Here is a 21449-nt window from a genome sequence, read left to right as displayed (position 1 = left end):
TCGCTTCCGCGTTCTCCGCGCCGTTCCGCGTCGCCGGTTCCGTCTCGCGGTCAGTCGTCTTCGCCCGCGTCGTCGACGCCGACGCTTCCGCGTTCGACCATGAGCGAGTCGGCGTGGCCCGCCCAGTCGGCGTAGTAGAACGCGACGAGCGCGAACAGCCCCATCCACGTGAACGACAGGACGATGCCGATGCGTGCGCCGAGCGGGCCGTAGTCGAACACCTCGACGAGCAGGTAGGACGCGCCGACGAAGAAGCCGAACACCCCGGTCAGTCGAGCGACGAAGGGGATTCGCGTCGCGCCCGCGCCCTGCAGCGACCCGGAGAGACCGACGAAGAGCGCCAGTCCCGGCGCGGCGAGGCCGTAGGCGACGGCGAACTTCACGGCCCATTCGAGGTCCGCGCCGCCGCCGGAGCCGACGAGGCCGACGATGGGCTCCGTGAACGCCGCGAGGAAGAGCCCGATACCGCCGACCGTGACGACCGACAGGAGCGCCACCGCCCCGCCTTGATACCGCGCGGTCTCGCTGTCGCCCGCTCCGAGCGCCTGCCCGACGAGGACGCTGGCGGCGACGTTGTAGCCGCGCGCCAGCGGGCTGGCGACCTGCTGGTAGACCCGGCGGCCGATTTGGAAGCCGGCGTTGACGGCGTCGCCGAAGCCGAGGAGCAGGGCGTTGAACGGGAACTCGGCGAGTTCGGCGGCGAGGCCCTCGCCGACCCGCGGGGTGGCGATACGCACGAGTTGGCTGGCGACCGTCCGGTCGCGGGGCCGAACCAGCGAGGTCGGCGACGCGGGTCGGGCGAGCGCGGCGAGGAGCAGTCCCGCCGAGAGGACGTTGGCGGTCGAGGTCGCGAGTCCGACACCCAGCACGCCGAGCGCGGGCAGGCCGACGAGGCCGAAGCCGAGACCGACCGACAGACCGATGTTGACGACGTTGGCGAAGACGTTGACCAGCATCGGCGTCCGGGTGTCGCCGACGCCCTGAAGCGACCGCGAGCCGACGAGCGAGACCAACCGGGCGGGCGAGGTGGCGAAGATGACCGCGAGATACGTCGTGCCCAAGGCGACCGCCCTGTCGCTCGCAGGGAACGCGCCGATGGCGGCCTCACCCAGCGTGAACCCGAAAATCAGGAACGGGATGCCAGCGAGGAACGCGAGGAGGAGCGCCGTCGAGATGGCCTCACTCCGGTTGGCGTCCGCGCCGCTCCCCGTGTCCTGACTGGAGAGCGCGATTGCGCCGCCGCCGAGTCCGAGACCGATTCGGAGGGGAAACCGAGCGTAGAGGTCGGCGAGGCCGATAGCGACGACCGCGGCGGGAGAGAGCGCGGCGGTGACGGCCACGTCCACGGTCCGCATCGCCGTCTGGGCGGTCTGCTCGGCCATCACCGGCCAGGCGAGCGAGAAGATGCGCTTCCAGACCCGCCGGAGGCGGCCGAGGTTCATGCCGAGGCCACGGACCTCGCGCAGTTGACAGTATCGGAAGCGGCGGTCCCGTCGGGCACTCTCGATGCGACGCCCGAATGACGAGTGTCATACGCGAGCGATGGGTCGCCGCTGTCGTGCGTTTTCACTTTCACTCCGGGTGGGGGACGTTTATATGCACGGGGACCAGAAAGACAGTTGCACGTCACACGCGTGCATTCCCCCTTTCCCCTTTCCCGACCGACGAGCGACGGCGACGGCGCGCGTTGACGGAGCCGAATCCGAGTCCTCAACCGACGACCATGAGGGTTGACATCACGGCCCTGATACGGACGAGTTCCCGAACGATTAAACACAGACACGGGCGATTTCTGACCATGCTCACGCTTGACGACGTACGCGCCGCCCGCGAGCGCGTCGAAGCGGTCGCCCGATGGACACCGCTGGAGTACTCGCACACCTTCTCGGAGATGACGGGTGCAGAGGTGTACCTGAAACTGGAGAACTCCCAGCGCACGGGGTCGTTCAAGATTCGCGGGGCGACGAACCGCATCACCACGCTCTCCGACGAGGAGAAGGACGCGGGCGTCGTGACCGCGAGCGCCGGCAACCACGCGCAGGGCGTCGCGCTCGCGGCGTCGCGAGCGGGCGTGAACTCGAAAATCGTCATGCCGGAGTACGCGCCGATTTCGAAGGTGAAAGCCACCGAGCGCTACGGGGGCGACGTGGTCCTCTACGGCAACGACTACGACGAGGCGCAGGCCAAGGCCCACGAAATCGAGGCGGACGAGGGCCGGACCTACGTCCACGCCTTCGACGACGAGTACGTCATGGCCGGACAGGGAACTATCGGCCTCGAAATCGCGGAGGACTGCCCCGACCTCGACACCGTGGTCGTCCCCATCGGCGGCGGCGGCCTCATCTCCGGCATCTCGACGGCCATCAAAGCGCAGTTCCCCGACGTCCGCGTCATCGGCGTGCAGGCCGAGCAGGCCTCCAGCGCCGCGGACTCGTTGAACAAGGGGTCGATTCAGACCATCGACGAGGTCGACACCATCGCCGACGGCATCGCCGTCCGCAGAATCGGCGACAAGCCCTTCGAGGTCATCCGCGAGCGCGTCGACGAGGTCGTCACCGTCTCCGACGAGGAAATCGCCGTGGCGCTGACCTACCTGCTCGAACGCTCGAAGACGCTGGTCGAGGGCGCGGGGGCCGTCGCGCTCGCGGCGCTCGTCTTCCAGAAGTTCGACTACGAGGAGGGCGAGGTCGTCGTCCCCGCGCTGTGCGGCGGCAACATCGACATGAACACGCTGACGACCGTGGTGATGCGCGGCCTCGTCGAGACGGGTCGGTACCTCAAGATTCGGACCGAACTGAAGGACCGCCCCGGCTCGCTCGAACAGCTCATCGAAATCATCGCCGCGGAGAAGGCGAACATCTACGCCGTCAGGCACGACCGCACCTCCCGGAAAATCGCGCTGAACGCGACGGAAGTGGAAATCGACCTCGAAATGCGCGGGCCCGACCACGTCGATTCGCTCCTCGGAGAGCTCCGCGACGCGGGCTACGACGTGGAAGTCCTCGACTGACCGCGTCGCCGAGAGCGGTCGGGAACCGAGTTCGAGGCCGGCCGCTCAGACGAGTCCAGTGACACCGATAAACACGAGGAGCGCACCGATGCCGCGGGAGAGCCAGACGGGAGCGTCGGACTCGCGGGACTCCTCCGAGGGCGAGCGGCGGAGGAACTCGAACCCGAACGCGTGGACTCGCGCGGGGAAAACGAGGTACGCGACGCCGAGAACCACGGCTCCGGCGTACCCGGCCTGCCACAGGAGGTTCATGTTCTAAATCCGAACTGTCCGGACATATCTTCGTCGATTCGTGGAATCCGACGAACGCCGCTTTTGGCTCTGTTGAAATCACCAGCCACTGATAGTTTTTCGAGGCCGTGCTGAACAGAGGGCGCGAATCGGCCGTACGTGTCAGGGATGATTCTTGAGACCCTTATCTCCCAGTACATCCTATTCGACGTACCGATGGCCAGCACGGAACACGAGTATGACGGCTACACCCCGATGGACTACGATGCGGACTGCGAGGCAGACGAGGTGTACCAGAGGTGTCTGTCCTATTTCCTCACGCACGCACCCATCGAGGGCGATGATACCGTAGTCGATATCGGTACGGGCACAGGTATCGTCGCGCTCGAACTTGCGTCGAAGTGTGACCACGTGTTAGGACAGGACATCTACGACGAGTGGCTCCGATACGCTCGTGAGAAGGCTGAGCGTCGCAGTATCGAGAACGTCTCGTTTGACCGCGGGTCGTTTCGTGAACCGAACGTTGAGGAACCGGTGGATGTCGTCGTTGCGAGCTACGCTCTGTACATGGCCTACAACGAGGGTGGTGAGGACGAATTACGCGCTGCCATCGACGGACTCACGGCGTTGAATCCGCGTTGCATGGTCGTGGCCGACAAGATGCACTTCGGGCCGGTGCAGTCCCCAAGCGATTACGAGACACTGCCATCGATGGGAACCATCGCTAATCTCCTCGCAGGTGCAGGCTTCACGCTCGCCGATGTCGAGATTATCACTGATTCGGTCGGTGTCATCATCGCCACCCGATGAGTGTGTGCTGAACTCATCTTGTATGTTGCGCGCACTTCCTGTCACGGTCTGAGGATTTCAACAGAGCTCCGCGTTTCTACCCGGACGATTATGTCGAATTCGGGCGGGAGACCCCGCCTACGATGATTTTCAGTTCGTGGGAAGCATGCGGGGATTGACTCTCCCCCAATACGAAGGCCTTTAACAAGGAAGTCCCCGCTTCCCGGTTCGCCTCGGCGCCAGCGACCCCGCACCCAACCATGCTCGACCCAGTCATCGCCAGTCGGCTGCAGTTCGCGCTCACGACCATCGTCCACATCATCTTCCCGGTGATGAGCATGGGCCTCGCGCCCTTCCTCATCTACTTCACGTGGAAGGATATCCGAACCGACGACCCCGTGTACGAACAGCTCAGGCGGTTCTGGACGAAGATTTTCGCCGTCTCGTTCGTCGTCGGCACCGTGACCGGCATCGTCCTCGAGTTCGAGTTCGGGACGAACTTCGCGGCGTTCTCGACGGCGGCCGGCGAGCTGTTCGGCGGCCCGCTCGCCACCGAGGGGATGATGGCGTTCATGCTCGAAGCGACGTTCCTCGGGGTGTTCGTCTTCGGCCGCGAGAAGGTCTCGGACGCCCTGTACATGGTTTCGGCCGTCGCCGTCGGCCTCGGTACGTGGCTCTCGGCGGTGTGGATTCTCGTCGCCAACTCCTGGATGCAGACGCCGCGAGGATACGAACTCGCGCGCGAAAGCGGCCAGCTCGTCGTCTCGCTCGTCGACCCCATCGCGGCGTACGCCAACCCGCGGTTCCCGTGGATGTTCGTCCACATGCAGAACGCCGCGGTGCTGTCGGTCGCGCTGTTCATGGCCGGCGTCGCGGCGTACCACGTCTGGCAGCGCGGCATCGACGCCGACGACGACCGCGAGGGCGCGCGCTTCTGGCGGAAGACGCTCAAAATCGCGCTCGTCGTCCTGCTCGTGACCGCACCGTTTCAGGCGATTCACGGCGACGCCTACGGCCGCCACGTCTACGAGACCCAGCCGCAGAAGTTCGCCGCCATGGAGGCCGTCTGGGAGACCGACAGCTACGTCCCGGAGTACATCTTCGCCATCCCGACGAGCCTCGAACACATCACCGACCCGCGCGCCAAGGAACTGCTCGGCATCGGGATTCCCGGCGGGGCGTCGTGGCTGGCGAGCGGGGGTGACCCCCAAGCCGAAATCACCGGCTTGAACGAGTTCGACACGGAGGCCCCGCCGGTCGCAATCGTCTTCTGGTCGTTCCGGCTCATGGTCGCCGCCGGCTTCTGGTTCATCCTGTTGGCCTTCTGGGCGGCCTACCGCTGGTGGACCGACGACCTGTACGACGACGACCTGTTGCACAAGGCGTTCGTCGGGTCGTCGCTCCTCGGCATCTTCGCCGTCGAGGTCGGCTGGATAGTCACCGAGGTGGGCCGACAGCCGTGGGTCATCCAGGGCGTCCTCAAGACGGCAGACGGCGTCTCACCGGGGCTCACCGGCTTCGAGGCGACGCTCACGCTCGTCGGCTTCGCGGTCGTGTACTCCGGCCTGCTCGCGCTCTACACCTACGTGATTCGCCGCATCATCCGCGAGGGACCGCCGAGCGTCGACGAGACGGCGGCGGGCGCGGAGACCGCTTCCCCCGCGGGGGTGACCGGCGATGACTGACTACGGCGCGTTCGCCACCGACCCGCTCTTCGGCCTGCCGCTGCAGGAGCTGTGGTTCGGGCTCGTCTTCTTCATCCTCGGGATGTTCCTGTTCCTCGACGGTTTCGACTTCGGCGTCGGGGCCATCTTCGCGACCCGCGACGACGACGAGGAGCGCGAGACGCTGCTCGCCGCCATCGGCCCCTTCTGGGACGGCAACGAGGTGTGGCTCGTCGTCTTCGGTGGCGCGCTGTTCGCCGCGTTCCCGGCGGTGTACGCGAACCTCTTCAGCCGCCACTACCTGCTCATGTTCGCCATCCTCGGGGCGCTCATCCTCCGCGGGCTCGCCCCCGAGATGTACGAACAGCGCCACGACGAGGCGTGGCAGACGTGGTGGGGTCGGGCATTCGTCGTCGGCAGCGTGAGCGCGCCGTTCCTCCTCGGCGTGTTCGTCGCCCACTGGCTCCTCGGCGTCGAGTCGCTCCTGTCGCTGCCCGGCGTCGTCGTCGGCCTCGCCGTCGTCGCGCTCACCGTCGTCGCCGGCGTCGGCTTCCTCGCCATGAAGACCCGCGGGAGCCTCCAGCGCGACGTGGCCGACTACGGCCCGCGCGCGATGGCCGCCTACCTCGCGCTCGTCGTCGTCACGCTCGGCTACCTCGTCGCCGTCCGCCCCGACCTCGGCGTCCTCGCGCCGATTCCGCTGGCGCTCGTCGTCGTCAGCCTCGCTGCCGCGGCGGGCTACCTGCTCGCGCTCCGCGACGGGCGCTACACGCTCGCGTTCGCGACCGTGCCGGTCCTCGTGTTCGCGTTCGTCGCGCTCGTGGCGACGCTCATGTTCCCCTTGGCCGACCCCGCGACCGGATTGACCGTCGCGGACGCCATCGTCTCGGTGCTCCCGCTGAACATTATGAGCGTCGCGTCGGCGCTGTTGTTGCCGCTCGTGTTCGCCTACTTCGGCATCCTCTACTCGACGTTCAGCGGGCCAATCGAAACCGGCGAATCGTACTCCTGACCGACTGCAATCGACCCTTCCCCCACAACCAATCCACCCATGGCTACGCTCCCCAACACAACCCCAACCACCGAATCGCTCACGAAACCGCTGACCCTCCTCGGCCTCGGACTGGTCGCCGTCAGCGTCGCCGTCGCGGGGTTCGCACTCCAAGACGGCGACGTGGTCACCGCCCTCGGGATGGGACTGTTGTTCGCTTCGGGCGTCCTCACGACCGGCATCAGCCTCTCCGGGAAGTCGGTCTAACTGACGGGCTGCGACCGGCTCGCCCCGCCGCGGACCCGGTCGTTCCACCCTATTTTATCACGTCGTGGCGAAATCCACCGCGTATGAAGCGCGTCATCGAGACCGACGAAGCGCCGGCCGCGGTCGGTGCGTACAGTCAGGCGACGACCAACGGCTCGCTGCTCTACACGGCGGGGCAGATTCCGCTGACGCCGGACGGTGAACTCCTCGACGACGAGGACATCGCGACGCAGACGACGCAGTCGCTCGACAACGTGATGGCCATCCTCGCGGAGGCCGGCGCGGACGCGAGCGACGTGCTGAAGACGACGGTGTTCCTCGCCGACATCGACGACTTCGAGGAGATGAACGAGACGTACGCGACCTACTTCGACGAGGAGCCGCCGGCCCGCTCGGCGGTCGAGGTCGGCAACCTGCCGAAGGGCGTCGGCGTCGAAATCGAGGCCGTCGCCGTCGTCGACGAGGAGTAACGTGGCCCGCCGCGTCCGGTCCGCGCTCGCGTGGGGCGCAGCGAGCCTCCTCCTCGTGGGCGTCCTCGCGCAGGGCGCGGTCCTCCTCGGACTCGGCATCGACGTGTCGTTCGGGGCGGTCGCCGCGGTGGCGGTCGCGTCCGGCGTCGCCGTTGGGTCCGTGACATACGTCATCGAACCGCGACTCGAACGGAAAGGAAGGGCTTAAATTATCTAGGCGGGAACGTTGCGTTGTAAGCCAGGATGGCCGAGCGGTAAGGCGCACGCCTGGAAAGCGTGTTCCCTCTGGGATCGGGGGTTCAAATCCCTCTCCTGGCGCTTCTTCCGAACTCAACTCACGTAGCAGCGCGTCTCGTCGCGCTGCGGACTGCGAGTTCGGGAGAACGCCTCTGAGGATTTGAACCAGGGAGCGAAGCGAACAGAGTGAGCGGAGTGACTGAGATTTAAATCCCTCTTCTGGCGCTTCTCTGCAAAGCCACATCTGCGACCCAAACCCCCGCCGAAAACACCAACCCAAACCCCCGCCGTTCGCGCCCGAAGCACATAGCTTCTCTCTCAATCGCCGGCCGACGAGAACCGTCGCCGAAGTCTATCGCCCCGCCCGCCAAGGACCACTTACGTCGAAACTGGCAGGGCACCCCCAGTTCGACGCGACCCGAGGCACGACCACAGACCCAACCTACGGCACCGCCACAGAAGCGACCGTATCAACTGTTCGGACAAAACATTCATCCCCATGGGATACGATACCACGATTGACAATGCCTGACACCAAGACCGGCCGCGAGAAGAAGGGCCTCAACAAGCGGACCCAGCTCACCGAGCGGCTGTACGAACGAGAGTTATCGGTGTTAGACGGAGACGACGACGAGCCCCCGCTCGACGCCGCGAACGACGACACCGACGGCGAGTTCCTCGCGGACGAACTCCCCGACGACGACTGACGGCGCGACCGCCGACCACGCGAATTTTTATCCGGCGCAGCAGAATGTGTGAGCGTGCACCACCGCGCGAACTACGCGACCGTGTTTATCGGGTCGCACCTCCACCCCGAAGGAGAGACGCTGGACCTCGACTGGGCGGACGACGCCGGAAACGAGACGGCGACGTTCGAGTTCGACGTCCCGACCGACGACCCGCGAGAGCCGTACCTCGGTATCCAGGCGTTCGACGTGGGCGAGTACGGCCACGAGATTCAAATCAACGGCGACTCGCTTTCGGGGTTCGACATCCCGCCGAGCGACGGCTGGCAGTACTGGGTCGACACCGTGACCGGCGCGAGCCTCGTCGAGGGCTCGAACACCATCCGAGTCGTCCGCGACGACGGCGGCGACGACGCGTTCGCCGTCGGAACGGTGACGGTCCACTGGAAAGAGCCGGTCGAAGAATAGCGTATAAAGAGGCTCGGCCGGGACAGAATTGTGGTGTGAAATGACGTACCACAGTAAATCCCCGAACACCCGAGAGGACGCATCTGTCGCACGGTAACCGGGATAACGCGGCGAACGCGCGGAGTTCAGTGCTCGATTCGTCGGCGAAGCCTTTTTATAGAATCACAAACAATCAAGGCCTGTCTATGAGCCAGCGAATGCAGCAGGGTCAGCCGATGATCATCATGGGCGAGGATGCACAGCGCGTCAAGGACCGCGACGCGCAGGCGTACAACATCCGCGCCGCACGAGCAGTCGCCGAGGCGGTACGTTCCACACTCGGCCCGAAGGGGATGGACAAGATGCTCGTCGACTCGATGGGCGACGTCACCATCACGAACGACGGTGTCACCATCCTCAAGGAGATGGACATCGACAACCCGACGGCCGAGATGATCGTCGAGGTCGCCGAGACGCAGGAGGACGAAGCCGGCGACGGAACGACGACGGCGGTCGCCATCGCGGGTGAACTTCTGAAGAACGCCGAGGACCTCCTCGAACAGGACATCCACCCGACGGCCATCATCCGCGGCTTCAACCTCGCCTCCGAGAAGGCGCGCGAGGAGATCGACGACATCGCAGAGCGCGTCGACCCCGACGACGAGGAACTCCTGAAGAAGGTCGCTGAGACCTCCATGACGGGCAAGAGCTCCGAGCTCAACAAGGAGCTTCTCGCGGACCTCATCGTCCGCGCCGTCCGACAGGTCACCGTCGAAGCCAACGATGGCTCCCACGTCGTCGACCTCGAGAACATCTCCATCGAGACGCAGACCGGTCGCTCGGCGTCCGAGTCCGAGCTCCTCACCGGTGCCGTCATCGACAAGGACCCCGTCCACGACGACATGCCGGTCCAGTTCGACGAGGCCGACGTGCTGCTGCTCAACGAGCCCGTCGAGGTCGAGGAGACCGACATCGACACGAACGTCTCCATCGAGAGCCCCGACCAGCTCCAGAAGTTCCTCGACCAGGAGGAGGCTCAGCTGAAGGCGAAGGTCGACCAGATCGTCGACTCCGGCGCTGACGTGGTCTTCTGCCAGAAGGGCATCGACGACCTCGCACAGCACTACCTCGCAAAGCAGGGCATCCTCGCGGTCCGCCGGACGAAGAAGTCCGACATCCGCTTCCTCAAGAACATCACCGGTGCGGCGGTCGTCTCCGACCTCGACTCCATCGAGGCCGCCGACCTCGGTCGCGCCTCCATCCGCCGCGACGAGGCCGACGAGCTGTTCTACGTCGAGGGCATCGGCGACGACGTCCACGGCGTCACGCTCCTGCTCCGCGGCTCCACCGACCACGTCGTCGACGAACTCGAACGCGGCGTTCAGGACGCCCTCGACGTCGTCGCGTCGACGGTCGCCGACGGTCGGGTGCTCGCCGGCGGCGGCGCTATCGAGGTCGAACTCGCCTCGCGCCTCCGCAACTACGCCGATTCCGTCTCCGGCCGCGAGCAGCTCGCGGTCGAGGCGTTCGCCGACGCGCTCGAACTCGTCCCGCGCGTCCTCGCGGAGAACGCCGGTCTCGACTCCATCGACACGCTCGTCGACCTCCGCGCGGCCCACGAAGAAGGTCAGGTCCGCGCCGGTCTGAACGTCTTCACCGGCGAGGTCGAAGACGCGTTCGACGCGGGCGTCGTCGAGACGGCTCACGCGAAAGAGCAGGCCGTCGCCTCCGCCTCCGAAGCCGCGAACCTCGTCCTCAAGATAGACGACATCATCGCGGCCGGTGACCTCTCCACCGGCGGCGACGACGACGAAGAGGGCGGCGCACCCGGCGGCATGGGTGGCATGGGCGGCATGGGCGGTATGGGCGGCGCGATGTGAAGATCGGCTAACGACTTCACACCCCCATCACCCGACGCCTGCACCGCGCGACGAATCTCTCACTTTTTGACGAAGACGGCTGTCGAACCTCCGATGAGCCGCGGCTGGACCGTTCGAACGACGGCACGCGGCGGAGACCAACCGACGAGCGTCATTGCACCGCTCCCCGACGGGCGGACGAGCGCCGACCACGTGGCGCCACCGACTGCTTAGAAGTTGGATAATTATCTCACTTTCCAAGTTACACTTGCAGTTGTGTTCAGAAATGGAACGAACTAAGTAGCAGGTACGGCAACGTGTCTCTATGCGCAAGACGCTGCTGTTGAACAAGGACGACGTTCACGAGAACGTCCAGATGCCGGAGCTCATCTCGGCCATCGAGGACGCCTTCGCCGCCTACGAGTCCGGCGACGCCCAGATGCCGCCGAAGTCCTACATCGACCTGCCGCAGTACAACGGCGACTTCCGGTCGATGCCCGCCTACCTGGACGCGGGCGACTGGGACGCCGCGGGCATCAAGTGGGTCAACGTCCACCCCGACAACGGCGACAAGTACGACCTGCCCACGGTCATGGGCACGATGATTTACTCCGACCCCGAGAACGCCTTCCCGCTGGCGCTCCTCGACGGGACGGAGCTCACGATGCTCCGCACCGGCGCGGCCGCGGCCGTCGCCACCGACTACCTCGCCGTCGAGGACGCCTCCTCGATGGGCATCATCGGCGCGGGCGTCCAGTCGTACACGCAGCTTCGCGCCATCAGCGAGGTCCGCGACATCGAGGAAGTCGTCATCTCCGACCTCGACGAGGAGCGCGTCGCCGACTTCATCGACGCCTTCGAAGACCAGTTCGACATCCGTGCGGGCTCCATCGAGGAGGCCGCCGGCTGTGACGTGCTGTCGACCGTGACGCCCGTCGAGTCGCCCATCGTCCCGCGCGACGCGGTCGGCGACCACACCCACATCAACGCGATGGGTGCCGACGCCGAGGGCAAACACGAACTCGCAGACGAGGTGCTCTTGGACGCCAAGCTCGTCATCGACGACCACGCCCAGACCACCCACTCCGGCGAAATCAACGTCCCGTACAATCAGGGCGTCCTCACCGACGACGACATCTACGGCGCAATCGGCGACATCGTCCTCGGGAACCTCGACGGCCGCACCGACGCCGACGGCATCAGCGTCTTCGACTCGACGGGGCTCGCGATTCAGGACGTCGCGGCGGCCCACGTCGCCTACGAGCACGCGTTCGAGAACGACAACGGCTACGCGTTCGACCTCCTCGGTCTCGCCGAGTAAGGTCGCCCGACCCGACGCTGCTGGCATTCACCGTTCTCTTTTGCGGTCCGACGCCCCGTGCTACGGGCTCGGCCCTCGCTGTGCGTTGAGGTAGCCGAACACCTTCGAGAGCACGTAGACGATGGCGATGAAGGGCAAGAACGGAACCATCAGGACGACGAGGATGAGAAACATCGTCCACCCGATGGAGTCCATCTCGCTGTTCGCCCGCGGTCGAGTCCCCGGCGTAACGGTGTGGTAGGCCTTCTGTGCGAGGCTCAGCGAGTCGTCTTCGCTCATGAAATAGTGTTAGTTCGGCGAGACGATAAACCGAACGCCGGACCGCGGGGTCGACCTCACCAATGTCGGTACTTCGCCCGCTCTTCGGTCGCGCCGCAGTCGGGGCACTCGTAGGTCCGCCTGTCTTCGAGGTCGGTCCGCTTTTCGTCGTCCACGCGATACATCTCGACTTCGCATGCCTCGCACAGCATGTGTTAATTATCGCATGTGATACCGTAAATCTAGGGGAGCGCCCAGATACTCGGCTCAGTGGGCGTTTTTAGCAGTGCTCGTAGCTGCATATCAGCGCTGAAAAATAGAATTCGGTCGTGCCGCGGCGCGCCCGGCTATTCGAGGTGGACCGCGGGGCGGAACGGAATCGCTTTCGAGGCGCGGTCGGCGGGGTCGACGATGTCGGGGTCGTCCTCGGCGAACACCTCGACGTCGGCGTCGAACTCGCGAGCGAGGAAGTCGGCGGCGCGCTCGTAGGTGCCGGCCTCGTCCAGTTCGAGCTGCGCGCGGAGCGTCGATTCGTCGCGCCCGCGGGTCTGGTCGACGAGGTCCTGCACGAGGTCGTTCACGTCGTTGCCCTTCTCGCGGAGGTCGGGGTCCTGCATGACCTGTCCCATGATTGCGCCGACGTTGTCGCCGTTGTCGACGACCGTCTCGAACACGTCGCGCTTCCAGTCGGCGGCGACGTAGACCCGGATGGTGTCGGGGTCGGAGTCGGTCACGTCGATGATGTCGCGCACGTCCTCGGTCAGGCGTTCGACCTGTCGCTCTTCGAGTTCGACCGACTCGTCTTCGAACTCGGCGTCCGGTTCGGGCCACGGCGCGTCCTCGGCGGGCGTGCCGGTCAACTGCTCGTGCAGCTCGTTCGTCATGAACGGGATGAACGGCGCGAGCAGGCGCAGGCGGGTTTCGAGGACCGTCCGGAGCGTCCACTTCGCCGCGGGGCGGTCGAGGTCGGTCCGGCGGCGGTACCACCGCAGCGACTCCTCGAAGTTGTAGAACGCCGCCTGACTGGCCGAGCGCGTCTCGGACTCGTCCATCCCGGTCGTCACGTCGCGGACGGTGTCCTGCAGCTTCGACAGGAGCCAGCGGTCGACCGTCTCCAGTTCGGGCCGCTCGTCCGGTCCGGGGTCGGCGATAATCTCCTGCGCGCGGTTCCAGAACCGTTCGAGCTGGTCGTGAACCGAGCCGACGAGGTCGTCGCGCCAGTCGTAGTCCTGCCACGGCTCCGCGGAGTTGAGCAGGAAGAAGCGGACGGTGTCCGCGCCGTACTCGCCGATGGCCTCGCCGGGGAGGACGACGTGACCCTTCGAGGACGACATCTTCTGGCCTTCGAGCAGGCCCATGCCCATGATGACGATTCCCTGGGGCCACTGCGGCTCGTCGAACAGTTCGCCGTGGTGGAACTGGTAGAACGTCAGGTGGTTCGTGATGAGGTCGTTACCGGAGAACCGGTAGTCGACGGGGTACCAGTAGTCCCACTCCTCGCGCAGTTCGAGCGCTTTCTCGGGGGCGTCGTCGACCGCGTCGGCCCCGTAGAACAGCGCGTCGAAGAAGTCCTGCGTGAGTTCCTCGGTCGGAATCTCCTGCAGGCGGTGGGCGATAGTGTAGTACGCCATGTAGATGGTCGAGTCCGAGAGGGGCTCGATGACGAACTGGTCGTCCCACGGCAGGCGGGTGCCGAGGCCGTAGTTGCGGATACACGGCCACCCGTTGAGCCAGTCGATGGTGTGGTGGTACTCGTCACGGGTGTTCTCGGGGATGGCGTCCAGCCCGTCGGCCACGTCGTGGGCGAGTCGCTTCCAGTCCTCGTCGTCGTACGAGAGGAACCACGTGTCCTGTTCGGCGACGACGACGTCGCCGCCACAGCGGCAGACGACCTCCTCGGAGAACTCCTGCATCACGTCGAACTGGCCGGCCTCGATGCCGTCGGCCTTGTAGTCGTCGCGGACCTCTTCGACGAGGCCGCCGGCGTAGTCGCCGTAGAACTCCTTGAGGCGACCCGCGTGGAACTCCTTGTTGTAGAGGTCCTTCGTCGCCTTTTCGAGGGCCGGGTCGTCAGAGGATTCGATTCCGCGGTTCTCGACGGCCGACTTCGCGGGAATCTCGCCGTACGTGTCGTCCTCGGAGTCGATGTCGAGAATCGGAATCGGTTCGATGTCGGCCACGTCGGCGGGGTCGATGCCGAACGATTCGAGGTAGTCGGCGTCGGCCTTGGCCTCCTGCAGCGCCACGTAGTCGTCGGGGCTGTGGGCCGGCACGGACATGACGACGCCCGTCGCGTTGTCGGCGTCGACGAAGTCGGCCGGCAGGACGAGCACGTCGTCGCCGGTGACGGGGTTTTCGACCGTCTGGCCGACGAGTTCGGCACCCTCGACGGTTTCGAGAATCTCCACGTCGCGGGCCTGATATTCGAGTTTGTCGGCCGCGTACTCGGAGACGAACCACGTCTCGCCGTCGACCTCGGCGACCACGTAGGTCGCCTCGGGGTCGATGTAGGCGTTCGTCACGCCGCGGACCGTCTCTGGGCGCAGGGTCGCCATCGGGACGACCACGTCGCCGCCGGCTCGCTCCCAGCCGAAGCGGACCAGCGTGTACTCCTGGAACTCCGCGTTCTCGCCTTCGAGCAGGTCGTGGGTCGTGACCGGCTGTTCCTCGTTCGTACAGAACTTGACGGGGTGAAGGCCCTTCTCCAGTCGCCCGCGCTCGCGGAGCGTCCGGTACTGCCACTCGACGAACTTCGAGTAGCGCTCGTTGTTCGTGGTGAACTCGCGCCGCCAGTCAACCGACAGACCGAGCGACTGCATCCCCTTCTTGTAGTGTTCCTCGATGAAGTACCGCGCCCAGCCCATGGGCGATTCGAGGTCCGAAAGCGTGTCCTCGGGGACGTTGTAGGTGTCGGTCAGAACCGAGAGCTGTTTCTCCTCGCGGTTTTTCAGGCGCTCGACCGCGCCGATGATGGGGGTTCCGGTGACGTGCCACGCGATGGGAAACAGGACGTTGTCGCCCTGCTGTCGTCGGTAGCGAGCGTACACGTCGGGAACGGTGTACGTCCGCGCGTGCCCGATGTGCATCCCGCCGCTGGGGTACGGATAGGGCACCGTCACGAACGTCGCGTCGTCGGCGTCTGCGTCCGGGTCGGCCTCGTATCGGCCGGTCTCGGACCAGCGCTCCCGCCAACGCGCTTCGAGTTCCTGCGGGTCGTAGTCCATATCCGTGGTAGTGGTACCCCGGCCTAAAATAACTCCTATACTCGACTTGTGTGGCTGTCTGATTGCGGCAGATGTTGCCACACGATGGCACGAGACGAACGGGAGAGACTGGCCGAGAAACGGCGTCGGGGCCTCGTTTCGCCAGAATCGAGACCAGTACAGAACTGACGACGCAAATCGCGACCGCAACGCGCCGACGGGCGGGCGGGCAAAGAAGCGAAAGCGGGAACGAAAGCGGCGAACGACCCGCCAAGAGAGAGCCTGTCGCGGGCGGCGCGTCGGGGACTATCGCGGGCGGCGACGCCGGCTCAGTCGATGTCGATGCGGCGGGAGTCGTCGGGTTCGACGTCGCGCTTGGGGAGGGTGACCGTCAGGACGCCGTTGTGGTAGCCGGCGGACGCGCCGTCCTCGTCGACCGACTCGGGGAGGCGAATCGTGCGACGGGCGGACTCGTGGCGGCGCTCGCGGCGGAGATACTCGCCGTCGGCGCGTTCCTCGTCGAGTTCGCGCGTCGCGTCGACCGTCAGCGTGCGGTTGGCGACCGACAGGGAGATGTCTTCTTTCTCGTAGCCCGGGAGGTCGATGGTGACGACGATTTCGCCGTCGTGGTCGGTGACGTCGATGGCCATCTCGTGGCGGACCTGCGCCATCATGCCCGAGCGGTCGAACTGCCGTCCCATCTCGTCGAACTGGCGGGACATTCGCTCGAACAGTTCCTCGAAGTCGTCGAAGGGGTTGGTACGTCGCATCATGTGTGTTTTCACCGAGGCATATGGACGCCGTCTGAGGAGATAATCGTTTCCGGAACGTGGATAGCAGTTCGCACGCTACAGCCCCCGAAACATCCGCATTCAAAAGATGAGCCGCATCACTCGATGTCGATCTGCGTGGAGTCGTCGCCCGCGGGTTCGGCCTTCGGGAGCGTCACGGTCAGGACGCCGTTTTTGTACGACGCCGTCACCTCGTCGCGGACGACCTTGGCTGGGAGCGTAATCGTCCGGGAGACGGACCGCTGGCTCCGCTCGCGGCGGACGTACTGGTCGTCGTCGACCTCCGACGATTCCTCGTGGTCGGCCGCGATGGTGAGTCGCCGCCCGCTGACGCTCACGTCGAGGTCGTCCTTCTCGAAGCCGGGGAGGTCGGCGACGACCTCGATGGCCTCGTCGTCGTCGACGACGTCGAGGGAGATATCTTGGAACCGACCGATACCGGACTCCTCGAACGACCGGCCCATCCGGTCGAACAGGTCTTCTATCTCGTCGAACGGGTTTCGCTGCATACGCGTCCGAGTACGTCGCCGACGGCAAAGAAAGATGTGCTCAGACCCACATATCGAGAGCGTCCGGCCGGACCGCGGAACGCGGGCCGCGGGTGTTCAGTACAGCACGTGCCGCGTGTCGTACGACCCGAGGACGCGAACCCAGCCGTTGCGGGCGATGCCCTCGACCTCTTCGAGCGCCTCCTGCATCCGTTCTTCGTAGAGGCCGGCGTCGGCGTCGATGTGGAACAGGTAGTCGCCGAGGCGGTTGCCGCTCGGGCGCGACTCGATGCGCGAGAGGTTGATGTCGCGTTCGGCGAACGCTTCGAGCAGTTCCAAGAGGAGACCGGGGTAGTTGGCGTTGGGGTAGACGACGAGCGAACTCTTGCCGCCGGCGTCCGAGCGGGCGGACTCGGGCGCGATGACGAGGAACCGCGTCGCGTTCGACGACTGGTCCTGGATGTCCTCGGCGATGATTTCGAGGTCGTCACCCACGTTGTCGGGGTGACCGATGCCCGCGACCGACGGGTCCGCGCGGGCGCGTTCGACGCCGCGGGCCGTGCTGGCGACGGCTTCGAGCTTCGCGTCGGGGTAGTTCTCTTCGAGGTAGGACCGACACTGCGCGAGCGCCTGCGAGTGGCTGGCGACGACGTCGAAGTTCGCGCTCTGGGCCAACAGCGCGTGGCGGATGGGCGTGACGATCTCCTGGACGACGCTCACGTCCGAGTTCGCCACGGCGTCGAGGCTCTCGGTGACGCTCCCTTCGATGCTGTTTTCGATGGGAACGACGCCGCGCTCGAACGACCCGTCGGCGACCGCTTGGACGATAGAAGTGACCGATTCTCGGAAGGCGACGTCGTCGGCGACCGCGCGGGCGGCGCGATGGGAGTACGTGCCCGCCGGGCCGAGCGTGACTGCCTGCATGCCACCCCCTTCACGAAGCGGCGACAAAAGACCGTCGGGGCAGGCAGATTCGGCCTATCGCTCCGCACAGAACTCGACGAAGTTTCGGAGGATGGTCAGCCCGGTCTCGCCGGACTTCTCGGGGTGGAACTGCGTGCCGAAGACGGTTCCCTCCTCGTTGGCGACGACCGCGGGGAACTCCACGCCGTAGTCGGTCGAGGCGACGACCGCGTCCTCGTCGTCGGGGTCGGCGTAGTACGAGTGGACGAAGTAGGCGTACTCGCCGTCGACGCCCTCGACGAGCGGGTGGTCGCGCCGGACGTTGAGTTCGTTCCAGCCCATGTGCGGGACCTTCTGTCCCTCGTCGAAGCGGACGTTGCGACCGGGGATGAAGTCGAGCCCCTCGACTTCGCCCTCGCCCGCGTGGTCGGCCTCCTCGGAGGAGGTAAGCAGCATCTGCATCCCGAGACAGATACCGAAGATGGGCGTCCCGTCGGCGGCGGCCTCGGCGAGCGGTTCGCGGAAGGGGCCGGCGTTCTCCATGCCCTCGGAGAACGCGCCGACGCCGGGGAGGACGATGCCGTCGGCGTCGTCGAAGTCGGCCGGGTCGTCGGAGACGACGACGTTCGCCCCCGCGCGTTCGAGCCCGCGCATGGCGCTCCGGAGGTTTCCGAGCCCGTAGTCGACCATCACCACGTCGGCGAGGGTCTCTTCGGGCGACTGTGTCGTGCTCATGCGTACACGTGCGAGACCGGGAGGCAAGTGAGTTTCCGTCGCGGCGACGGTCGCCCGATGACCGCGGGACCGACCCGGCATCACAAAATCGCCCGACTGTTCTATGTTTACTCACAGAGTACGCAATATGACTTTATATCTATGTATCTATACGGAGAAAGAATAGGAAGATTTAACCTCAGTGTGTCTGAGTGTTCTGACGAATCACATGTCTTCCCGACGGAGTTTCCTCAAGCAGACCGGCGCGCTCGGCGCGCTCGGCGTTTCGGGGTTGAGCGGGTGTATCGGCAGCGTCACGGGTGGGTCGGACTCGGTCAACTTCCTCCTCACGCCGTCCGAATCGGACGTGGACATCAAACAGCAGTATCAGCCGCTGTTCGAGTACCTCGAATCCGAGGCCGACGTGACGGTCGAATCGTCGGTCGCCGCGGACTACGCCGCGGTGTACCAGGCGTTCAAGTCCGGGCAGGCCGACCTCGCCGACTCCTCGCCGACCATCGCCATTCAGGGCGGCAACGAGGACGTCACCGAGGTCATGGGTATCCGCGTGGCCTACGGCGCGGCGAAGTACTTCTCCATCATGACGACGACGCCCGACAGCGGTATCGAGGAACTCACCGACCTCGAAGGCGAGACCATCGCGTTCGCCGACCGCCTCTCGACGAGCGGGTCGCTGTTTCCGCTGTACATGTTGAATCAGGCCGGCCTCGACACGGGCAACGCCCCCGACGGCGAGCCCGTCGACTTCACCGGACAGTGGTCCGACCACGCGACCGCCCGCGAGACGCTCGTCAACCGCGACGAGGTCGTCGCCGCCGGCACGGGTGCGTTCTCGACCGCGCCGCACGTCCCGGAAGACCAATTCCCCCAGCAGTTCCTCGACACCTCCGCCGAGAACGACGGCGACCTCGGAACCGCGGACCCCGAGCTCCAACTGCTCGCGGTCTCTGACCCCATCCCCCGCGCGCCGATAATCGTGCGTTCCGAACTGGAGTCGGAGATGAAGTCGTCGATGACGGACGCGCTCACGAGCGTCACGCAGGACGACCTCATCAACGAGGACCTCGGCGAGGACCAACAGCTCTGGTTCACCGGCGTCGAGCCGGGGACCGTCGAGGACTACCAGCCGATTCAGAACGTCATCGACACGCTCGGAATCTCTCTCGGACAGTAATCAGCTCACGAACAATTCCATTGCAGTATCATTTTGGCGGTGCCGCGCCCACGAACCGTAGACGCGGGAAGTCCGCCCACACACTATGAGTACCATCGAAGTACGTAACCTCACGAAAGCGTTCGGCGACGTCCGGGCGTTGGACGACGTCTCTTTCACCATCGAGGACGGCGAGTTCGCCGTGCTCCTCGGGCAGTCGGGGGCGGGAAAGTCCACGCTCCTTCGCTGTCTGAACGGCCTGACGAACCCGACGTCCGGCGAGATTCGAATCGACGGCGAGCCGGTCAAAGGCCCGCGCGACGACGTGGCCATGATCTTCCAGCAACACTACGTGCTGGGACAACTCAGCGCCTACGGCAACGCGCTGACCGGCGCGCTCAACCGCACCTCGTTCTTCCGTAGTCTCGTCGGCTGGCACGCGGAGGAAGACAAGTTCGAGGCGCTCCGCGCGCTGGAGACGGTCGGACTGCTCGACCAAGCGAACCAGCGGACCCGGAGCATGAGCGGCGGCCAGCAACAGCGCGTCGGCATCGCCCGCGCGCTCGTCCAGGGGCCGAACCTGCTTTTGGCCGACGAACCCGTCGCCAGCCTCGACCCCGCCAGCGCCGAGACGGTGATGGGGTACATCCGGAGCGCGGCTGCGGAGCGCGACCTCTCGACGCTCGCGAGCCTCCACCAAGTGAACCTCGCCCGCGAGTTCGGCGAGCGGTTCCTCGCGCTCCGCGACGGAGAACTCGTCTTCGACGGCTACCGCGAGGACCTGACCGTCGACGTCATCGACCGCATCTACGGCGACGTCCAGACCGCGGACATCCGCGAGGGGACCGAGGTGAGCGCATGAACGGCGGCGACGCGGCCTCGGACGGGGGCTCGCGAAACGGCGAGGACCGACCCCGCGACGCGCGAACCGACGGCGGCACCGAAGCCCGGTCGGGGACGCTCGACCGCGCGCTCCGAGACCTCACCCTCACGAAGCGCATCAAGTGGGGAATGGCGTTCGCCATCTCGGTCGTCTTCGGCTTCTTCTTCTTCGAGGCGCTCTCGGAGGTCGGCTTCTCGGTCGCAGAAATCCTCTACTACTGGCCCGAGTTCCAGGAGGCGCTCGGGGACTTCTTCCCGCGGACGACGCTGTTCGGTCTCCCGTTCGTCGACTTCGGCTCCTACTGGCAGTTCATCCAGGAGCGGGACCTGTTCGGCGCGGCCATCGTCACGCTGGCGATGGGCTTCGCCGGAACCGTCCTCGGCATCCCCGGCGCGCTCCTCCTCGGCGTCCTCGGCTCCGAGCGCGTGACGCCCTACCCGTTCAACTTCATCTTCCGCGGCACGATGAGCGTCATCCGCGCCATCCCGGCGCTCGTCTGGGCGCTCATCTACATCCCGCTCGGCGGCGTCTCGCCGTTCACGGCGACGCTCGCCATCGGGACCGACACGATGGGCAACCTCGGCCGCCTGTTTACCGACGCGCTCGAAGAGGTCGAAGACGGACCGATAGAGGCCATCGAGTCGACCGGCGCGAACCGCCGGCAGACCGTCGTCTTCGGGATGCTCTCGCAGGTCTTTACGCCCTTCATCGCGTGGACGATGTACATCCTCGAAATCAACACGCGCATCGCCGTCACGATGGGGCTCATCGGCGGCGGCGGTATCGGCTACGTCCTGCAGACCCAGCGGAGCCTGTTCAAGTACACGAACATGATGGCGACGATTCTCGTCATCTTCGTGCTCGTCGTCTCCGTCGAGTTCGTGAGCCAGCGCGTTCGCTCGTACATCCGCGGCGAAGAAGAAGAGGGTATGAGCGTCCTCAAACTCGTCATCGAGTTCCCCCAGCGGATGGCCCGCTCCATCTGGGAGTAGGCATCCGCGGCCTGCCGCTTCGGTCTTAAAGTAGGATAGAGAATCAACACCCGAAGTATTATCTTATACAC

At 65.6% G+C, this 21449-nt stretch carries 22 protein-coding genes and 1 tRNA gene; 15 read left to right on the top strand and 8 right to left on the bottom strand.

The annotated features are described in order from the left end of the window. Positions 1-50 precede the first annotated feature (50 nt). Positions 51-1442, bottom strand: coding sequence for an MATE family efflux transporter (locus tag C5B91_RS00820; RefSeq protein WP_115818959.1), 1392 nt, complete (start codon positions 1440-1442; stop codon positions 51-53). 356 nt (positions 1443-1798) lie between these two features. On the opposite strand from C5B91_RS00820, the gene ilvA reads away from it, so the two are divergent. Further along, positions 1799-3010 carry a threonine ammonia-lyase gene (gene ilvA, locus C5B91_RS00815; RefSeq protein WP_008091686.1) on the top strand — a complete coding sequence of 404 codons (1212 nt, stop codon included), beginning with the start codon at positions 1799-1801 and terminating at the stop codon, positions 3008-3010. Positions 3011-3055: 45 nt separating this feature from the next. Here the strand turns inward: ilvA and C5B91_RS00810 are convergent, their stop codons facing one another. Next, entirely contained in the window at positions 3056-3262 is a 207-nt protein-coding gene (locus C5B91_RS00810) for a hypothetical protein (RefSeq protein ID WP_008091685.1), read from the bottom strand. Between the two features lie 147 nt (positions 3263-3409). Here C5B91_RS00810 and C5B91_RS00805 point away from each other — a divergent pair, with 147 nt between their 5' ends. The 11 genes from C5B91_RS00805 (at position 3410) to C5B91_RS00755 (ending at position 11972) form a co-directional block, all read left to right on the top strand. Further along, a complete protein-coding gene (locus C5B91_RS00805) occupies positions 3410-4051 on the top strand; it encodes a class I SAM-dependent methyltransferase (RefSeq protein WP_049968038.1) in 642 nt (213 codons plus the stop codon). A gap of 239 nt (positions 4052-4290) precedes the next feature. Continuing rightward, on the top strand, positions 4291-5715 hold the full coding sequence (locus tag C5B91_RS00800; RefSeq protein ID WP_008091682.1) for a cytochrome ubiquinol oxidase subunit I: 1425 nt from the start codon (positions 4291-4293) through the stop codon (positions 5713-5715). Then, the gene (locus C5B91_RS00795) at positions 5708-6706 is read left to right on the top strand and encodes a cytochrome d ubiquinol oxidase subunit II (RefSeq protein WP_115818958.1); all 999 of its coding nucleotides are present in this window, start codon (positions 5708-5710) and stop codon (positions 6704-6706) included. The genes C5B91_RS00800 and C5B91_RS00795 overlap by 8 nt, the downstream gene beginning before the upstream one ends. 39 nt (positions 6707-6745) lie before the next feature. Further along, positions 6746-6952, top strand: a complete 207-nt coding sequence (locus C5B91_RS00790; RefSeq protein WP_008091679.1) for a hypothetical protein — start codon at positions 6746-6748, stop codon at positions 6950-6952. Between the two features lie 83 nt (positions 6953-7035). Then, entirely contained in the window at positions 7036-7422 is a 387-nt protein-coding gene (locus C5B91_RS00785; RefSeq protein WP_008091676.1) for a RidA family protein, read from the top strand. 1 nt (position 7423) lies between these two features. Further along, on the top strand, positions 7424-7630 hold the full coding sequence (locus tag C5B91_RS00780) for a hypothetical protein (protein ID WP_004973426.1): 207 nt from the start codon (positions 7424-7426) through the stop codon (positions 7628-7630). A 29-nt stretch (positions 7631-7659) separates the two neighbouring features. Then, positions 7660-7740 (top strand) — tRNA-Ser (locus C5B91_RS00775). A 443-nt stretch (positions 7741-8183) separates the two neighbouring features. Next, positions 8184-8366, top strand: coding sequence for a hypothetical protein (locus C5B91_RS00770; RefSeq protein WP_008091674.1), 183 nt, complete (start codon positions 8184-8186; stop codon positions 8364-8366). Positions 8367-8420: 54 nt separating this feature from the next. Further along, entirely contained in the window at positions 8421-8813 is a 393-nt protein-coding gene (locus C5B91_RS00765) for a hypothetical protein (protein WP_049968037.1), read from the top strand. Positions 8814-9028: 215 nt separating this feature from the next. After that, a complete protein-coding gene (thsB, locus tag C5B91_RS00760) occupies positions 9029-10672 on the top strand; it encodes a thermosome subunit beta (protein ID WP_008091670.1) in 1644 nt (547 codons plus the stop codon). A 304-nt stretch (positions 10673-10976) separates the two neighbouring features. Then, positions 10977-11972, top strand: coding sequence for an ornithine cyclodeaminase family protein (locus C5B91_RS00755; protein WP_049968036.1), 996 nt, complete (start codon positions 10977-10979; stop codon positions 11970-11972). A gap of 60 nt (positions 11973-12032) precedes the next feature. Here the strand turns inward: C5B91_RS00755 and C5B91_RS00750 are convergent, their stop codons facing one another. The 6 genes from C5B91_RS00750 to hisH all read right to left on the bottom strand — a co-directional run bounded on the left by C5B91_RS00750 (position 12033) and on the right by hisH (position 18350). After that, complete coding sequence (locus tag C5B91_RS00750; protein ID WP_008091667.1) at positions 12033-12251, bottom strand: hypothetical protein; 219 nt, start codon at positions 12249-12251, stop codon at positions 12033-12035. 326 nt (positions 12252-12577) lie between these two features. Continuing rightward, positions 12578-15454, bottom strand: coding sequence for a leucine--tRNA ligase (leuS, locus tag C5B91_RS00745; RefSeq protein ID WP_049968035.1), 2877 nt, complete (start codon positions 15452-15454; stop codon positions 12578-12580). A gap of 308 nt (positions 15455-15762) precedes the next feature. Then, a complete protein-coding gene (gene hsp14, locus C5B91_RS00740; protein ID WP_008091664.1) occupies positions 15763-16206 on the bottom strand; it encodes an archaeal heat shock protein Hsp14 in 444 nt (147 codons plus the stop codon). A 116-nt stretch (positions 16207-16322) separates the two neighbouring features. Then, entirely contained in the window at positions 16323-16733 is a 411-nt protein-coding gene (gene hsp14, locus C5B91_RS00735; protein ID WP_049968034.1) for an archaeal heat shock protein Hsp14, read from the bottom strand. Positions 16734-16829: 96 nt separating this feature from the next. Continuing rightward, positions 16830-17636, bottom strand: coding sequence for a prephenate dehydratase (pheA, locus tag C5B91_RS00730; RefSeq protein ID WP_004973442.1), 807 nt, complete (start codon positions 17634-17636; stop codon positions 16830-16832). A 54-nt stretch (positions 17637-17690) separates the two neighbouring features. Next, entirely contained in the window at positions 17691-18350 is a 660-nt protein-coding gene (hisH, locus tag C5B91_RS00725; protein ID WP_004973446.1) for an imidazole glycerol phosphate synthase subunit HisH, read from the bottom strand. Between the two features lie 208 nt (positions 18351-18558). Between hisH and C5B91_RS00720 the strand changes: the two genes are divergently transcribed. The 3 genes from C5B91_RS00720 (at position 18559) to phnE (ending at position 21378) form a co-directional block, all read left to right on the top strand. After that, entirely contained in the window at positions 18559-19524 is a 966-nt protein-coding gene (locus tag C5B91_RS00720) for a phosphate/phosphite/phosphonate ABC transporter substrate-binding protein (protein WP_115818957.1), read from the top strand. An 85-nt stretch (positions 19525-19609) separates the two neighbouring features. Further along, positions 19610-20365, top strand: a complete 756-nt coding sequence (locus tag C5B91_RS00715) for a phosphonate ABC transporter ATP-binding protein (RefSeq protein WP_008091661.1) — start codon at positions 19610-19612, stop codon at positions 20363-20365. Continuing rightward, positions 20362-21378, top strand: a complete 1017-nt coding sequence (gene phnE, locus C5B91_RS00710) for a phosphonate ABC transporter, permease protein PhnE (RefSeq protein WP_008091660.1) — start codon at positions 20362-20364, stop codon at positions 21376-21378. The genes C5B91_RS00715 and phnE overlap by 4 nt, the downstream gene beginning before the upstream one ends. The last annotated feature ends 71 nt before the right edge of the window (positions 21379-21449 follow it).

Source organism: Haloferax sp. Atlit-10N (assembly GCF_003586325.1).
In the GTDB taxonomy this organism is placed as follows: domain Archaea; phylum Halobacteriota; class Halobacteria; order Halobacteriales; family Haloferacaceae; genus Haloferax; species Haloferax prahovense.
Note: the sequence above shows the minus strand (reverse complement) of the source record. Positions and strands in the feature narration are given on the sequence as shown.

What these genes read in the sequence shown, in the direction of transcription:
- C5B91_RS00820 (WP_115818959.1), bottom strand. Translation starts at nt 1,442, where the DNA reads ATGAACCTCGGCCGCCTCCGGCGGGTCTGGAAGCGCATCTTCTCGCTC.
- ilvA (WP_008091686.1), top strand. Translation starts at nt 1,799, where the DNA reads ATGCTCACGCTTGACGACGTACGCGCCGCCCGCGAGCGCGTCGAAGCG.
- C5B91_RS00810 (WP_008091685.1), bottom strand. Translation starts at nt 3,262, where the DNA reads ATGAACCTCCTGTGGCAGGCCGGGTACGCCGGAGCCGTGGTTCTCGGC.
- C5B91_RS00805 (WP_049968038.1), top strand. Translation starts at nt 3,410, where the DNA reads ATGATTCTTGAGACCCTTATCTCCCAGTACATCCTATTCGACGTACCG.
- C5B91_RS00800 (WP_008091682.1), top strand. Translation starts at nt 4,291, where the DNA reads ATGCTCGACCCAGTCATCGCCAGTCGGCTGCAGTTCGCGCTCACGACC.
- C5B91_RS00795 (WP_115818958.1), top strand. Translation starts at nt 5,708, where the DNA reads ATGACTGACTACGGCGCGTTCGCCACCGACCCGCTCTTCGGCCTGCCG.
- C5B91_RS00790 (WP_008091679.1), top strand. Translation starts at nt 6,746, where the DNA reads ATGGCTACGCTCCCCAACACAACCCCAACCACCGAATCGCTCACGAAA.
- C5B91_RS00785 (WP_008091676.1), top strand. Translation starts at nt 7,036, where the DNA reads ATGAAGCGCGTCATCGAGACCGACGAAGCGCCGGCCGCGGTCGGTGCG.
- C5B91_RS00770 (WP_008091674.1), top strand. Translation starts at nt 8,184, where the DNA reads ATGCCTGACACCAAGACCGGCCGCGAGAAGAAGGGCCTCAACAAGCGG.
- thsB (WP_008091670.1), top strand. Translation starts at nt 9,029, where the DNA reads ATGATCATCATGGGCGAGGATGCACAGCGCGTCAAGGACCGCGACGCG.
- C5B91_RS00755 (WP_049968036.1), top strand. Translation starts at nt 10,977, where the DNA reads ATGCGCAAGACGCTGCTGTTGAACAAGGACGACGTTCACGAGAACGTC.
- C5B91_RS00750 (WP_008091667.1), bottom strand. Translation starts at nt 12,251, where the DNA reads ATGAGCGAAGACGACTCGCTGAGCCTCGCACAGAAGGCCTACCACACC.
- leuS (WP_049968035.1), bottom strand. Translation starts at nt 15,454, where the DNA reads ATGGACTACGACCCGCAGGAACTCGAAGCGCGTTGGCGGGAGCGCTGG.
- hsp14 (WP_008091664.1), bottom strand. Translation starts at nt 16,206, where the DNA reads ATGATGCGACGTACCAACCCCTTCGACGACTTCGAGGAACTGTTCGAG.
- hsp14 (WP_049968034.1), bottom strand. Translation starts at nt 16,733, where the DNA reads ATGCAGCGAAACCCGTTCGACGAGATAGAAGACCTGTTCGACCGGATG.
- pheA (WP_004973442.1), bottom strand. Translation starts at nt 17,636, where the DNA reads ATGCAGGCAGTCACGCTCGGCCCGGCGGGCACGTACTCCCATCGCGCC.
- hisH (WP_004973446.1), bottom strand. Translation starts at nt 18,350, where the DNA reads ATGAGCACGACACAGTCGCCCGAAGAGACCCTCGCCGACGTGGTGATG.
- C5B91_RS00720 (WP_115818957.1), top strand. Translation starts at nt 18,559, where the DNA reads ATGTCTTCCCGACGGAGTTTCCTCAAGCAGACCGGCGCGCTCGGCGCG.
- C5B91_RS00715 (WP_008091661.1), top strand. Translation starts at nt 19,610, where the DNA reads ATGAGTACCATCGAAGTACGTAACCTCACGAAAGCGTTCGGCGACGTC.
- phnE (WP_008091660.1), top strand. Translation starts at nt 20,362, where the DNA reads ATGAACGGCGGCGACGCGGCCTCGGACGGGGGCTCGCGAAACGGCGAG.